General features: G+C 58.0%; 10 protein-coding genes and 2 other RNA genes. 6 read left to right on the top strand and 6 right to left on the bottom strand.

The features are described 5' to 3' along the window. Positions 1-92 precede the first annotated feature (92 nt). Both IAE50_RS16845 and IAE50_RS16840 read left to right on the top strand, forming a co-directional pair. Positions 93-223, top strand: a non-coding RNA gene (locus IAE50_RS16845) — RtT sRNA. Positions 224-265: 42 nt separating this feature from the next. Beyond that, positions 266-396: non-coding RNA, RtT sRNA (locus IAE50_RS16840), on the top strand. A gap of 238 nt (positions 397-634) precedes the next feature. Here IAE50_RS16840 and narI read toward each other — a convergent pair. The 5 genes from narI to IAE50_RS16815 form a co-directional block, all read right to left on the bottom strand. Further along, positions 635-1,312 (bottom strand): respiratory nitrate reductase subunit gamma, encoded by a 678-nt coding sequence (gene narI / locus IAE50_RS16835; RefSeq protein ID WP_094419766.1) that lies wholly within the window; start codon positions 1,310-1,312, stop codon positions 635-637. Further along, positions 1,312-2,022: a nitrate reductase molybdenum cofactor assembly chaperone gene (gene narJ, locus IAE50_RS16830; RefSeq protein WP_200135311.1), complete on the bottom strand. Its 711-nt coding sequence runs from the start codon at positions 2,020-2,022 to the stop codon at positions 1,312-1,314. Before narJ ends, narI begins: the two co-directional genes overlap by 1 nt. Continuing rightward, positions 2,019-3,554, bottom strand: a complete 1,536-nt coding sequence (gene narH / locus IAE50_RS16825) for a nitrate reductase subunit beta (protein WP_054803460.1) — start codon at positions 3,552-3,554, stop codon at positions 2,019-2,021. Before narH ends, narJ begins: the two co-directional genes overlap by 4 nt. Beyond that, entirely contained in the window at positions 3,551-7,294 is a 3,744-nt protein-coding gene (locus IAE50_RS16820) for a nitrate reductase subunit alpha (RefSeq protein WP_200580767.1), read from the bottom strand. The genes narH and IAE50_RS16820 overlap by 4 nt, the downstream gene beginning before the upstream one ends. A 394-nt stretch (positions 7,295-7,688) precedes the next feature. Then, positions 7,689-9,080 carry a NarK family nitrate/nitrite MFS transporter gene (locus IAE50_RS16815; protein WP_200580766.1) on the bottom strand — a complete coding sequence of 464 codons (1,392 nt, stop codon included), beginning with the start codon at positions 9,078-9,080 and terminating at the stop codon, positions 7,689-7,691. A gap of 308 nt (positions 9,081-9,388) precedes the next feature. Between IAE50_RS16815 and narX the strand changes: the two genes are divergently transcribed. Further along, a complete protein-coding gene (gene narX / locus IAE50_RS16810) occupies positions 9,389-11,191 on the top strand; it encodes a nitrate/nitrite two-component system sensor histidine kinase NarX (protein WP_200135308.1) in 1,803 nt (600 codons plus the stop codon). Then, entirely contained in the window at positions 11,184-11,834 is a 651-nt protein-coding gene (gene narL, locus IAE50_RS16805) for a two-component system response regulator NarL (RefSeq protein WP_200135307.1), read from the top strand. Before narX ends, narL begins: the two co-directional genes overlap by 8 nt. On the opposite strand, the gene IAE50_RS16800 is transcribed toward narL, so the two are convergent. Continuing rightward, positions 11,835-13,247: a YchO/YchP family invasin gene (locus IAE50_RS16800; RefSeq protein ID WP_200580770.1), complete on the bottom strand. Its 1,413-nt coding sequence runs from the start codon at positions 13,245-13,247 to the stop codon at positions 11,835-11,837. A gap of 195 nt (positions 13,248-13,442) precedes the next feature. Between IAE50_RS16800 and IAE50_RS16795 the strand changes: the two genes are divergently transcribed. Beyond that, the gene (locus IAE50_RS16795) at positions 13,443-13,958 is read left to right on the top strand and encodes a YbhB/YbcL family Raf kinase inhibitor-like protein (protein WP_232045494.1); all 516 of its coding nucleotides are present in this window, start codon (positions 13,443-13,445) and stop codon (positions 13,956-13,958) included. A 71-nt stretch (positions 13,959-14,029) separates the two neighbouring features. Further along, a complete protein-coding gene (locus IAE50_RS16790; RefSeq protein ID WP_128482854.1) occupies positions 14,030-14,383 on the top strand; it encodes a DsrE/DsrF/TusD sulfur relay family protein in 354 nt (117 codons plus the stop codon). Positions 14,384-14,429 lie beyond the last annotated feature (46 nt).

Below are 14,429 nucleotides of genomic sequence, written 5' to 3'. Positions count from 1 at the left end.
TAAATCTGCCGTCACAGACTTCGAAGGTTCGAATCCTTCCCCCACCACCATCTCTCTGATACTCCCCACTTTTATACGCGTTCTGTTCACTCATATTCTCCATTCGGGGAAGGATGAGAAGCTTCGACTAAGGTTCGACTCGAGTATCGCGAGAGAGCGTTGCCGCAGGCAACGACCCGAAGGGCGAGGAGCGCAGCGACGAGTAATCCTTCCCCCACCACCATCTCTTAAATAACTCCCCACTCAATACACTCTCTACTCCTCCATATTCTCCATTCGGGGAAGGATGAGAAGCTTCGACCAGGGTTCGACTCGAGCATCGCGAGAGAGCGTTGCCGCAGGCAACGACCCGAAGGGCGAGGCGCGCAGCGACGAGTAATCCTTCCCCCCTGCTTATTCCGCTACCCTTCTTTTATATTTACCAGTTCTGCAACCGCTCTATTGCCCGATGGCGCTTCGCTTATCAGGCCTACAAAACCAGCGCCCAATGTTGAATCGTGCAACATGCCCGGTTCTGCATCGTGCCAACCCGTAGGCCGGATAAGGCGCAGCCGCCATCCGGCACGCAAACCGCACCGCGCCGAAAACAAAAAACCCTGCCGCAGCAGGGTTTATCATCGTCAATCCAGCGTTATCAGCGGCGGGCGCGGACAATCTGGTATTTACGCGTTAAATACTCCACTGGCGCGCTCCAGATATGCACCAGGCGTGAGAACGGGAAGAGCACAAACAACGTCATGCCGAGCACCAGATGCACGCGGTAAATAAAAGCAACGCCATCGAGATGCGCTGAGGCGCCGGTATGGAAGGTCACCACAGACTGCGCCCAGGCCACCAGCTTCATCATTTCACTGCCGTCCATATGCTGCGCGGAGAACGGAATGGTAAGCAAACCGAGCGTACACTGCACCATCAGCAGGGTCATGATCAGAATATCTGCCGCCGTCGAGGTGGCACGAATACGCGGGTTAAAGAGACGGCGTTTGAGCAGCATCAGACCGCCGACCAGGCACAGCACGCCGCTGGCACCGCCGCCGATCATCGCCATCTTCTGCTTCACTTCAATCGGCAGGAAGGATTCGTACATCCAGTGCGGCGTCAGCATGCCAAGAAAGTGACCGGCGAAAATCCCGAGGATGCCTAAATGGAACAGGTTTGACGCAATGTTCATCCCTTTACGGTCGAGCATCTGGCTCGAGCCCGCGCGCCAGCTGTACTGCCCATAGTCATACCGCAGCCAGCTGCCAATCAGGAAGATTGCGCCCGCCATATAGGGATAGATGTCAAAGAAGAACATATTAAGGAAGTGCATTAGCGCTCTCCTCCTGTTGAGATATTCAGATATTGCGGCGCGACGGCACCGGCAAAACGACGCTGGTGCGCAGTAATGTCAGAATCGCCACAGCCCTGTTCAGCAAAGAACTTCACCTGCTCCTCTTCCCACACCGCGTCCAGCGCCTGCGGCGTATCGTCACGCGCTTCGCCGGCAATTTTTTCCGCCACCTGCGCGTTATCCACCGCGGTTTTCGTCAGCGTCAACAGCGCATCAAACAGCGAGGCGTAGTGGCTTTCACGCTGCTGTAAGCGCGCCTGTAACAGCGCCAGGATCGGCGCGATATCCTGTAAACCGCCAATCGCTTCAGCGGCTGGTAACTGCGCCAGATACTCCAGATAGAGCGGCAGATGGTCCGGCAGCTCGCGACTGTCGAGCTGCAGCCCGTGGCGCTCATACTGCGCCAGCAGGTCCACCATCGCCTGGCCACGATCGCGCGATTCACCGTGCACATGTTCGAACAGCAGCAGCGAGGTGGCGCGACCACGATCGAACAGCTCGCTGTAGGTAGCCTGGGCATCGAGCAGATCCTGCAAAGTCAGGTCACGTAAAAAAATGCCTACCTGCTGGGCATCCGCTTTCGACAAATTGTCGCCGGAGGCCAGCGCATCAAACAGCTCCTGCTGATGCTGCCACAGGGCAGCATCCGGGTACTCAAGCAGGCGGGAGATAACCAGCAGTTCAATCATGCGTGCGGCTCCGTTTTCACTGTCACATTCACCGCATCGATGCGGCGGCTGTTGAACAGGTTGAATTTGTTATCCGAACCATGACACCCATCACCGAAGCTAAAGCCACACCCGCTCTTCTCCGGGAAGGCTTCACGCGCCAGTTCACGATGGCTGGACGGCACCACAAAACGGTCTTCATAGTTGGCGATGGCGAGATAGCGGTACATCTCCTGCGCCTGCGCTTCCGTCAGACCCACCTCTTCCAGCGCACGGGTATCAATCACGCCGTCGACGGTTTCAGCCCGTTTGAAGTGACGCATCGCCAGCATACGTTTCAGCGCCAGCAGCACCGGCTGGGTATCACCGGCGGTCAGCAGGTTCGCCAGGTACTGCACCGGAATACGCAGGCTCTCGACGTCCGGCAGAATGCCGTTGCTGCCCAGTTCACCCGCATCGGCAGCGGACTGAATCGGTGACAGAGGCGGCACATACCAGACCATCGGCAGCGTGCGGTATTCTGGGTGCAGCGGCAGCGCCAGCTTCCAGTCCATCGCCATTTTGTAGACCGGCGATTTCTGCGCCGCGTCGATTACGCTCTGCGGTACGCCATCTTCCAGTGCCTGAGCGATCACCGCCGGATCGTGCGGATCGAGGAAGACATCCAGCTGACGCTGATAGAGGTCTTTCTCATTTTCGGTGCTGGCCGCGTTCTCAATCGCATCCGCGTCATACAGCAGTACGCCGAGGTAACGAATACGCCCTACGCAGGTTTCAGAGCAGACCGTCGGCATGCCCGCTTCGATACGCGGATAGCAGAAGATGCACTTCTCAGATTTGCCGCTCTTCCAGTTGAAGTAGATTTTTTTGTACGGGCAGCCGGTAACGCACATGCGCCAGCCGCGGCATTTATCCTGATCGATCAGCACAATGCCATCTTCTTCACGTTTATAGATGGCACCGCTCGGGCAGGTGGCGACGCAGGCCGGGTTCAGGCAGTGCTCGCACAGGCGCGGCAGATACATCATGAAGGTGTTTTCGAACTGGCCGTACATCGCCTTCTGCATATTTTCGAAGTTCTGATCGCGGCTCAGCTTCTCAAACTCGCCGCCGAGATCGTCTTCCCAGTTCGGGCCGGCACTGATTTTGTTCATCCGCTGGCCGGTGATCAGCGAGCGCGGACGCGCAATCGGCTGATGCTTGCTTTCCGGCGCGTTATGCAGGTTCTGATAGTCAAAATCAAACGGCTCGTAGTAGTCATCGATGCCCGGCAGATGCGGGTTAGCGAAGATTTTCCCCAGCAGCATCGCGCGGCCACCCATGCGCGGCTGCAGCTTGCCGTTAATTTTACGGATCCAGCCACCCTTCCACTTCTCCTGGTTTTCCCAGTCGGTCGGGAAACCGGTGCCCGGTTTGGTTTCGACGTTGTTAAACCACGCGTACTCCATCCCTTCGCGGCTGGTCCAGACGTTTTTACAGGTGACTGAACAGGTATGACAGCCGATGCACTTATCGAGATTCAGCACCATGCCGACTTGTGAACGAATTTTCATTTTGCGCTCTCCTGTACCTGGTCATTGCCTTCGCCATCCAACCAGTTAATGTTTTTCATCTTACGTACCACCACAAATTCATCGCGGTTGGACCCGACCGTGCCGTAATAATTAAAGCCGTACGCCAGCTGCGCGTAACCGCCAATCATGTGCGTCGGTTTCGGCGTAATACGCGTGACCGAGTTGTGAATGCCGCCGCGCTGGCCGGTGATCTCCGAGCCTGGCAGGTTCACAATGCGCTCCTGGGCGTGGTACATCATCGTCATACCGGACGGTACGCGCTGGCTGACCACCGCACGGGCGGTGAGTGCGCCGTTGCTGTTAAAGACTTCGATCCAGTCATTATCGGCAATGCCCATCTCTTTGGCGTCGGTTTCACTCAGCCAGACAATCGGGCCGCCGCGACCGAGCGTCAGCATCAGCAAGTTGTCGCTATAAGTGGAGTGGATCCCCCACTTCTGGTGAGGCGTCAGGAAGTTGAGCGCTTTTTCCGGGTAACCGTTGCCTTTCACGCCCAGCATCTCTTTTACCGAACGGGTGTTGATTGGCGGACGGTAGACCAGCAGGCTTTCGCCAAAGTCGCGCATCCACTGGTGATCCTGATAGAGCTGCTGACGACCAGAGAGCGTACGCCACGGAATCAGCTCATGAACGTTGGTATAACCGGCGTTGTAAGAGACATGCTCATCTTCCAGGCCAGACCAGGTCGGGCTGGAGATGATTTTGCGCGGCTGCGCCTGAATATCGCGGAAGCGGATCTTCTCATCCTCTTTATTCAGCGCCAGATGGGTATGGTCGCGACCGGTAAATTCACTCAGCGCCGCCCAGGCTTTCACCGCCACGTTGCCGTTGGTTTCCGGTGCGAGGGTGAGGATCATCTCTGCCGCGTCGATGGCGCTATTAAGCATCGGCTGGCCTTTCGCCGGACCATCTGCTTTCACGTAGTTAAGCTTGCGCAGCAGATCCATTTCGCTCTGGGTATTCCACGCGATACCTTTGCCGCCGTTACCGATTTTCTCCATCAACGGGCCGATAGAGGTAAAGCGCTCGTAGGTTGCCGGGTAATCGCGCTCCACCGGAATAATGTGCGGTGCAGTTTTACCCGGAATAAGATCGCACTCGCCTTTTTTCCAGTCCTTCACGCCCAGCGGCTGCGCCAGTTCGGCGGCGGAGTCATGCTGGATCGGCAGCGTTACCACATCGGTCTCTTTGCCTAAATGGCCCACGCAGAGCGCAGAGAAAGATTTGGCGATGCCTTTATAGATTTCCCAATCGCTTTTCGATTCCCACACCGGGTCGACGGCGGCAGAGAGCGGATGAATAAACGGATGCATATCCGAGGTATTCATGTCGTCTTTCTCATACCAGGTCGCGGTCGGCAGCACGATGTCAGAGTAGAGACAGGTGCTGGAGAGACGGAAGTCGAGCGTCACCACCAGGTCGAGTTTTCCGTCGAGGCCATTATCCTGCCACTCCACCTCTTCCGGTTTTACGCCGCCCTGTTTGCCCAGATCCTGGCCCTGAATACCGTGCTCGGTGCCGAGCAGATATTTGAGCATGTACTCATGCCCTTTCCCGGAGGAGCCCAGCAGGTTGGAGCGCCAGATAAAGAGGTTGCGCGGATGGTTTTTACCGTTTTCCGGCTGCTCGGCGGCAAAGCGCAGCGAACCCTCTTTCAGAGACTTAACGGTGTAATCCACCGCTGACATGCCCGCTTTTTCCGCTTCGGCAGCAATACGCAGTGGGTTCGTACCCAGTTGCGGCGCAGAAGGCAGCCAGCCCATACGCTCGGCGCGGACGTTAAAATCAATCAGATGGCCGCTGTAGCGGGATTTGTCCGCCATCGGCGAGAGGAACTCTTGCGCCGTCACCGTTTCATAACGCCACTGGCTGGAGTGGTTATAGAAGTAGGAGGTGCTGTTCATATGGCGCGCCGGACGCTGCCAGTCGAGGGCAAAGGCCAGCGGCTGCCAGCCGGTCTGCGGACGCAGTTTTTCCTGGCCGACATAGTGCGCCCAGCCGCCGCCGCTCTGACCAACGCAGCCGCAGAAGACCAGCATGTTAATCAGCCCACGATAGTTCATATCGAGGTGATACCAGTGGTTCATCCCGGCACCGACGATGATCATCGAACGACCGTGGGTTTTATCGGCGTTCTCGGCGAACTCGCGGGCAACGCGGATAATCTGCGCCTGCGGTACACCGGTCACTTTCTCTGCCCAGGCCGGCGTATAGGCTTTGATTTCGTCATAACGGCTGGCGCAGTTTTCATCACCCAGGCCGCGATCCAGACCGTAGTTGGCCATGTTCAGGTCATACACGGTGGTTACCAGCGCGCTGCTGCCATCCGCCAGTTGCAGGCGTTTGACCGGCAGTTTATGCAGCAGGATGTTATCCAGCGTGACACCCAGGAAGTGCTCGGTGTTGTCACCGCCAAAATAGGGGAAGCCAACCTGTGCAACGTCATCGTGTTTGCCCAGCAGGCTGAGGGTCAGCTCAACGTCCGCGCCGTTGCCGCCATCACGCTGCTCAAGGTTCCACTTCCCTTTTTCGCCCCAGCGGAAACCAATCGAGCCGTTCGGCGCGATCATATTCCCTTCGCTATCCAGCGCGACGGTTTTCCACTCCGGGTTGTTCTGCTGGCCCAGTGCATCCACCAGATCGGCGGCGCGCAGCATGCGGCCCGCGGCGTAGTAGCCATCACGCTCTTCCAGCATCACCAGCATCGGCATGTCGGTGTAGCGACGGACATAATCGGTAAAGTACTGGCTCGGCTTATCGAGGTGGAATTCACGCAGCATCACGTGACCCATCGCCAGAGCCATTGCCGCATCGGTGCCCTGCTTCGGCGCCAGCCACAAATCGCACAGCTTAGCGATTTCCGCGTAGTCCGGAGTGATGGCGACGGTTTTGGTCCCTTTGTAGCGAACTTCGGTAAAGAAGTGCGCATCCGGGGTACGGGTCTGTGGCACGTTAGAGCCCCAGGCGAGGATGTAGCTGGAGTTGTACCAGTCGGCCGATTCCGGCACGTCGGTCTGCTCGCCCCAGGTCTGCGGTGAGGCAGGTGGCAAGTCGCAGTACCAGTCGTAGAAGCTCAGGCAGGTGCCGCCAATCAGCGACAGATAGCGTGCGCCGGAGGCGTAAGAGACCATCGACATCGCCGGGATCGGCGAGAAGCCTGCTACGCGGTCCGGGCCGTAGGTTTTCACGGTGTAGACGTTAGAGGCGGCAATCAGTTCATTCACCTCCTGCCAGGAGGAGCGCACAAAGCCACCGCGGCCACGCGCCTGCTTAAAGCTCTTCGCTTTATCAGCGTCTTCAATGATAGAAGCCCAGGCATTCACCGGATCGCTGTGCTGTGCTTTCGCTTCACGCCAGAGTTTGATCAGGCGCTTACGCATCAGGGGGTATTTCAGGCGGTTGGCGCTGTAAAGATACCAGGAGTAGCTCGCCCCGCGCGGGCAGCCGCGTGGTTCGTGGTTCGGCATATCAGGGCGGGTACGCGGGTAGTCCGTTTGCTGGGTTTCCCAGGTGACCAGGCCATTCTTGACGAAAATCTGCCAGCTGCACGAGCCGGTGCAGTTTACGCCATGGGTAGAGCGCACGATTTTGTCGTGCTGCCAGCGGCTGCGGTATCCATCCTCCCAGTCCCGGTTGGTGTTTACGAGCTGGCCGTGCCCATCGGCAAAGGTTTCGCCTTTCTGTTTAAAGTAGCGAAACCGGTCCAGGAATTTACTCATCGGGGGTTCTCCTGTTGGAGCCTGTACGGCTCTCTGGCTAAATCGACATTGCTGCATTTGCCGCGAAGGTAACCCCCGCAAAGACAACGAGAATTGATGATGATCAAGCCGCCATAGCGCGCCATTTATGCGCTGACAACGGAGTACTCCCAAAGAGTTATCGATGATTTTCACGTAACTAACTGATTCACATAAATATATTATATTTAGTTACTGAATTATTCAGATTTATCCCGGTATCCAGGTATTAAGGGGTAGACGCCGCTGCGATGCGATAGCGGTCACAGTGCTGGCCGATGCAGGCGCAGTATGCCTATTAGTATGTTGTAACTATGTAGAGGGCAAAAAAATGCGCGACCGAAGCCGCGCAATGATAATCAACACACTACATTTATTATTGTTTTTTACGCCCGTATATCGCCCAGGTGATCACCACACAGGCGATATAGAACACAAGGAACACTTTCATCGCACCCGCCGGTGAGCCGGTCAGCGCCAGCGAGGTACCAAACGCTTTCGGGATAAAGAAGCCACCAATCGCGCCAATCGCCGAGATAAAGCCCAACGCGGCCGCCGTTTCTGTCGCCGCTTCACGCATTGCGTCGCTCTCGCTACCGCCCGCTTTTTTCACCCGCTCCATGGTCATCTTACGGAAGATAACGGAGATCATCTGGAAGGTGGAGCCGCTGCCCAGCCCGGCAGTGAGGAACAGCACCAGGAAGACGCAGAAGAAGGCAGTGAAGTTGCCGCCCTCGCCGTTCGACGGCAGCGTCAGGAACAACAAGGCGCTGAAGATCGCCATCACTACAAAGTTAACCAGCGTCACGCGCGTGCCGCCAAGACGGTCGGAAATCGCGCCGCCTGCGGAACGTGCCAGCGCGCCAACCAGCGGCCCGAAGAAGGCAAAGTGCAGGATCTGCACCTCCGGGAACTGGGTTTTTGACAGCATCGCAAAGCCGGCGGAGAAGCCGATAAACGAGCCGAAGGTCGCCAGGTAGAGGAAGCTCATGATCCACAAATGCGAGCGCTTAAGCACCGGCAATTGCGCGCTGAGGGAGGCTTTTGAGGTCGCCAGTTCGTTCATGCCGAACCATGCCGCGAGGGTAAACACCGCCAGGAACGGTACCCAGATCCACGCTGCGTTTTGCAGGTAGAGCATGGTGCCATCAGGCTGGGTTACGCCACCGCCGCCAAAGGCAGCAAAGATGGAGAACGAGACCGCCAGCGGCGCAATTAGCTGCATCACGCTGACGCCAAGGTTGCCGAAGCCGCCATTGATGCCAAGCGCCCCGCCCTGCTTCTCTTTCGGGAAGAAGAAGCTGATGTTCGCCATGCTGGAGGCAAAGTTCGCCCCGGCAAAACCGCACAGCAGGGAGATAATGATAAATGTGCTGAATGGCGTGGAGGTATCCTGCACCGCAAAACCGAGCCAGACGCAGGGAATAATCAGAATGCCGGTGCTGAATGCCGTCCAGCGACGACCGCCAAAGACCGGTACCATAAAGGAGTACGGTACGCGCAGCAGCGCGCCGGAGACCGATGGCAGCGCCGTCAGCATAAAGAGCTGGTCTGTGGTGAACTGAAAGCCCACTTTGGGGAGATTCACCGCCACTGCGCTAAACAGCATCCAGACGCAGAACGCTAAAAGCAGGCAGGGCACGGAGATCCACAGATTGCGGCTGGCAATCTGCTGCCCCTGCTGCTGCCAGAAAGCCGGATCTTCGGGACGCCACTCGGTAATAACCCGTGATGACGAACGCGAATCCGGAACGGATGTTTGATGCATAGACACCTCTGATGTGCAGTTTGATGCCTGCCACATTAATTTCTGTGGCGCGCGTTAAGTTGATATAAATCAAAGGAAAAGCTGGCGTTATAAAGCGCAAAAAAACATCATGCTCATTTATGAGTAGCATTTACCTTCAAAAAAGGTGTGGTTTTTCACAGCGCTGACCGCTGCCGGGTCGTTTGCCCCTCCGAATGTCACCCCGCTGGCAATAAAGGAGTAACTCTTTGTGGGTATGGGTATACTCCAGGCGATAGCTGACAATAACGCCACCCGCACCTTTCGCGGCCAAGGAGTCTCATTTCCCCATGCTTAAACGCCTCTTTTCACCGATGTCGCTGGTCAGTCAACTGGCCGTACTGATGCTGTTATCCACGCTGATTGGCGTGACCGGTATGGCGGTCTCCGGCTGGCTGGTGCAGGGCGTTCAGGGCAGCGCGCACGCCATCAACAAAGCGGGCTCGCTGCGTATGCAGAGCTACCGGCTGATGTCGGCCATCCCGCTGCAGGAAGATGAGCAATATCTGTTGGATGAGATGGAGCACACCGCTTTCAGCCCGGAACTGGCGCTGGCGGCGAAACGCGATGGCCAGCAGGCACAGCTTGCTGATTTGCAAACCTACTGGCACAACGTGGTGATCCCGGCGATCAAAGATGCCCGGCAGCCGGCGCAGGTCGCGGAGATCATCGCCGTCTTCGTTGGGCGCATCGATAAACTGGTCTCCGCTTTTGACAGCAATACCGAGCACCGCATCGCCGAAGTTGTCGTGCTGCACCGGGTGATGGCGATCCTGATGGGCTTGCTGATCCTGATTGCGCTGGTGTGGCTGCGGGCACGTCTGCTGCGTCCGTGGCAGCAGCTGCTGCATATGGCGCGCGCCGTCAGCCAGCGTGATTTTACTCAGCGCGCCCATATTAGCGGTGGCAACGAAATGGCGACGCTTGGCGAGGCGCTGAACAATATGTCTGCGGAGTTGGGCGAAAGCTACGCGGTGCTCGAGCGGCGCGTACAGGAGAAAACCGCCGGGCTTGAGCAGAAAAACGAAATCCTCTCCTTCTTATGGCAGGCCAACCACCGCCTGCACTCACGCATTCCGATGTGCGAGCGCCTCTCGCCGGTGCTCAACGGCTTACAGAATCTGACCCTGCTGCACGATATTGAACTGCGTGTTTACGACCTGGAAGATGAAGAGAATCACCAGGAGTTTACCTGCCAGTCAACGGCCAGCTGCGATATCAAAGGCTGCCACCTCTGCCCGCGCGACGGTAAGCTGATTGAATCAACCGGCATTGGCTCAACGCTCAAATGGCGGCTGGCGGATGCCCATATGCAGTACGGCCTGCTGCTGGCGAAGCTGCCGCCGGGCCGCCATTTAAGCCATGACCAGCAGCAGCTGGTTGATACCCTGGTTGAACAGCTTACCGCCACGCTGGCGCTCGATCGCCATCAGGATCGCCAGCAGCAATTAATGGTGATGGAGGAGCGCGCGACCATTGCCCGCGAACTGCATGACTCCATCGCCCAGTCCCTCTCCTGTATGAAGATGCAGGTCAGCTGTTTACAGATGCAGGGCGACGAAATCCCCGAGAGCAGCCGCCAGTTGCTGAGCCAGATCCGCAACGAGCTCAATACCTCATGGGCGCAGCTGCGCGAGCTGCTGACCACTTTCCGCTTACAGCTCACCGAGCCGGGTTTGCGCCCGGCGCTGGAGTCCAGCTGTCAGGAGTACAGCGCCCATTTTGGCTTCGACGTGCGGCTTGATTACCAGCTTCCACCGCGCGTTGTCCCGGCGCATCAGGCCATTCATCTGTTGCAGATCGCCCGCGAGGCGCTGAGCAATGCACTAAAACACTCCGGCGCTACCGCGGTCAGCGTCGCTGTGCAGCAACAGGAAAACCGGGTGGTATTACGCATCAGCGATAACGGGTGCGGGATCCCGGACAATGCGGAACGGACCAACCACTACGGATTAATTATTATGCGTGACCGCGCGCAAAGCCTGCGCGGCGACTGCCAGGTGCGTCCCGGAGCCTCCGGGGGGACTGACGTTGTCGTGACGTTTATACCCGAAACGTTTCTCTCATCCATGCAAGGAGATAACCATGAGTAATCAGGATCCGGCAACTATCCTGCTGATCGACGACCATCCGATGCTGCGTACCGGTGTGAAGCAGTTAATTAGCATGGCCCATGACATCAGCGTCGTTGGCGAGGCCAGCAATGGCGAGCAAGGCATTGAACTGGCGGAGTCGCTGGACCCGGATCTGATCCTGCTCGATCTCAATATGCCGGGCATGAACGGGCTGGAAACCCTCGACAAGCTGCGGGAGAAAACCCTTTCCGGGCGGATTGTGGTGTTCAGCGTCTCCAATCATGAAGAGGATGTGGTCACCGCTCTGAAGCGCGGCGCCGATGGCTACCTGCTGAAAGATATGGAGCCGGAAGATTTGCTGAAGGCGTTGCAGCAGGCGGCGGCTGGGGAAATGGTGCTGAGCGAAGCGCTGACCCCGGTGCTGGCGGCCAGCCTGCGCGCTAACCGCGCGACCACCGATCGCGATATCTCCCAGCTAACACCGCGCGAGCGCGACATTCTGAAACTGATCGCCCAGGGGCTGCCGAACAAGATGATTGCCCGCCGCCTGGATATCACCGAGAGCACGGTGAAAGTGCACGTCAAACATATGCTGAAAAAGATGAAGCTGAAATCCCGCGTCGAAGCGGCTGTCTGGGTACACCAGGAGCGGGTTTTCTGATCACGGCGCGGCTGGCAGCGACCAGTCCGTACCGCCTTCCGTTGCCGGTGGGATCACCGGCTCGGTCAGTTTCAGCACAATGGTGTTGGACTCCACTTTCTGCCCCTTCTCATCCTCCACCAGCACCGACAGCGTCCAGCTGTTGCTCGCCCCTTCGCTGCTGTCCCAGCGCGGCATAATCAACGTCCAGCCATCGCCGCTGCGCGCATTCACCGGCGGCGTCAGGCTCAGCGCCTGGGTATCACCCTGCCAGGTCAGGCTGCGAATACCGTGCGTGCTGTGGATTTGCAGCTTAAGCGCCACCGTTTCCCCCGGCTGTAGATCCCAGGGCGGCGTCGCCAGAAAGACGGAGAGGGTTTTACGCTGGCGATACTCAAACACCGGCAGATTGTTGCGCGTCGGGCTATCGTAGCGGCTACCGCGCAGGGAGCGGCTAACGGCAACTTCAGAGGGAGAGAGTTGCTTATGCAGCGGCACGCCAAAGCGGTAGTTGAGTTTTAATCCCAGATCGTTCTGGCTTACCCCGCTCTCCCCCTGTCGATGCTCAGCGGTGATGGTCACCAGCGGCACCGGGGTGTAATTGACCCCCAGTTTGACGGCGACCGGGTTGTGATAGCCAGTGCCGCTGTCAAACAGATCAACATTGTCGCCAAAGTACTGCTCAACGCTGACGCTGGTGTTGACGTACTGGTAGAACGGCAGCCGCGCCTGTGCGGTGACATCATAGCCGCGCGCCATGCGCTGCTGCTGCGTCGCCGTGTCATAGCGCCAGTGGCTCACCGGCTGGTAGTAGTTGGCCGAAAGACGCAGGTATTCGCCCCACGCTTCCGCACCAAACCCGGCGCGGCCGGTATTCTCTTCCAGTTGGGTGTCGTAAAAGGTGTTGTAACCGAGCAGCCAGTCGCCTGCCACCCAGCGCTGCCCGAGACCTACGTTCCCGGTTAGCCCGCTATCCTGCTGCGTAAGGCCCAGCTGGCTCCAGCTCAGATAGCGGTTATTGTCCTGTAACGGTACAAACCAGTCGCCGTGGCTACCGTTGAACTGCCCTTCGTTATCCACTTTCAGATCGACGGTGGCATTGCCCCACGGCGAAAGCCAGGACTCCACCTGATGATTGACCTCCCCGCTCACCACATCGCGCAGCTGCCCAAAGGCGAACTGGCGCGCCTGCTGACCGGCGCTGAGATCGCTGTCGGTCATGCTCGCTTCACCAAACGCTTTCGCCACTTCGGCAAAGTGTTTCTCCTGCGCATCCGTCTCCGGTGCCATGCTGAGATCCGGCAGGCCGTCGCCGTTGTTATCGAACGGGTTTTCCGCCTGCTGCACATATTTGCTCTGCAGCGCATGGGCATCGCCTCCCGCCACTAAAAAGGCAAGAAGGGAGAGAAGTGGAGAGGTAAAGGAGCAGCGCATCACGACGTTAACGGGGTTCCTGGGCTAAATTTGTGAAGTAAGTCACTTAGTCTAGCGGTTTTAGCGGGCGATTACAGCCGCTGGCGATATATCAGGAAAATCCCTAATCGACGCGCCTCGCTACGGCTACAGTTAATGCATCCTTGTCACGAGAGACGCGTCATGAAAACAAAAATAACTCTGCTCTGCGGCTGGATGCTGCTCTGCGGCGCGCAGGCCAGCGCCACTCCCCTCTTCACGCTGCAATCCCCGGCCTTTGCCGATAACGCGATGATGGAGAAAAAATTCGCCGGTAACGCCAGCAACAACCCCAACTGCACCGGCGAAAACCTCTCGCCAGCGCTGGTGTGGAGTAACGCCCCGACCAACACGCAGAGTTTTGCGCTGATCGTGCACGACCCGGAGGGCGCACGCGGGCTGGGCGTGACGCATCTTGTGGCCTATAACATCTCGCCCTCCAGCGCCGGCTTTGCGCAAAACGCGCTGCGCGATGGCAAAGGCTTTACCGGCGGGAAAAACACGCCGGGCAATTTCCGCTGGCATGGCCCCTGCCCACCGCCGGGCAGCGGCGCGCATCACTACACTTTCACCCTTATTGCCACCTCGCTGCCACCGACCTTACAGGAGGGGCTGACCCGCGAGGAACTTTTCAGCAAGCTTAAGGGCAACACCCTTGCCGCAGCCGGGCTGATTGGCCGCTTCGGGCAGTGATTTTACCTTTGCGCCGCCCGCGCGGCGCAGTAGCATAGCCCTTTTCGCTACGGTTAATCGAAGGAGTGACAATGCAAAACGTTGTGATCATCGCCAATGGTGCGGCCTACGGAAGTGAATCGCTGTTTAACAGCCTGCGGCTGGCAATTGCGCTGCGCGAACAGGAGGAGCCTGTCGCGCTGAAGCTGTTTTTAATGTCCGATGCGGTGACCGCCGGGCTGCGCGGCCAGAAGCCCGCTGAGGGCTATAACATTCAGCAGATGCTGGAGATCCTTACCGCCCAGGGCGTGCCGGTGAAGCTGTGCAAGACCTGCGCCGACGGACGCGGCGTCAGCGCCCTGCCGCTGGTCGAAGGCGTGGAGATCGGTACTCTTGTCGAGCTGGCGCAGTGGACGCTGGCGGCAGACAAAGTATTAACTTTCTAATGGAACGGCGAGTTTAATACAATTTTCTTATGGATGGCTTTGCGTC

Source organism: Kosakonia sp. S42 (assembly GCF_016624785.1).
Classification (GTDB): domain Bacteria; phylum Pseudomonadota; class Gammaproteobacteria; order Enterobacterales; family Enterobacteriaceae; genus Kosakonia; species Kosakonia cowanii.
This window is presented reverse-complemented; position numbering and strand designations above follow the sequence as displayed.

Excerpts from the sequence above, each read along its gene's own strand:
- narX (WP_200135308.1), top strand. The coding sequence starts at position 9,389 with ATGCTTAAACGCCTCTTTTCACCGATGTCGCTGGTCAGTCAACTGGCC.
- narJ (WP_200135311.1), bottom strand. The coding sequence starts at position 2,022 with ATGATTGAACTGCTGGTTATCTCCCGCCTGCTTGAGTACCCGGATGCT.
- narI (WP_094419766.1), bottom strand. The coding sequence starts at position 1,312 with ATGCACTTCCTTAATATGTTCTTCTTTGACATCTATCCCTATATGGCG.
- IAE50_RS16800 (WP_200580770.1), bottom strand. The coding sequence starts at position 13,247 with ATGCGCTGCTCCTTTACCTCTCCACTTCTCTCCCTTCTTGCCTTTTTA.
- narH (WP_054803460.1), bottom strand. The coding sequence starts at position 3,554 with ATGAAAATTCGTTCACAAGTCGGCATGGTGCTGAATCTCGATAAGTGC.
- IAE50_RS16820 (WP_200580767.1), bottom strand. The coding sequence starts at position 7,294 with ATGAGTAAATTCCTGGACCGGTTTCGCTACTTTAAACAGAAAGGCGAA.
- narL (WP_200135307.1), top strand. The coding sequence starts at position 11,184 with ATGAGTAATCAGGATCCGGCAACTATCCTGCTGATCGACGACCATCCG.
- IAE50_RS16790 (WP_128482854.1), top strand. The coding sequence starts at position 14,030 with ATGCAAAACGTTGTGATCATCGCCAATGGTGCGGCCTACGGAAGTGAA.
- IAE50_RS16815 (WP_200580766.1), bottom strand. The coding sequence starts at position 9,080 with ATGCATCAAACATCCGTTCCGGATTCGCGTTCGTCATCACGGGTTATT.
- IAE50_RS16795 (WP_232045494.1), top strand. The coding sequence starts at position 13,443 with ATGCTGCTCTGCGGCGCGCAGGCCAGCGCCACTCCCCTCTTCACGCTG.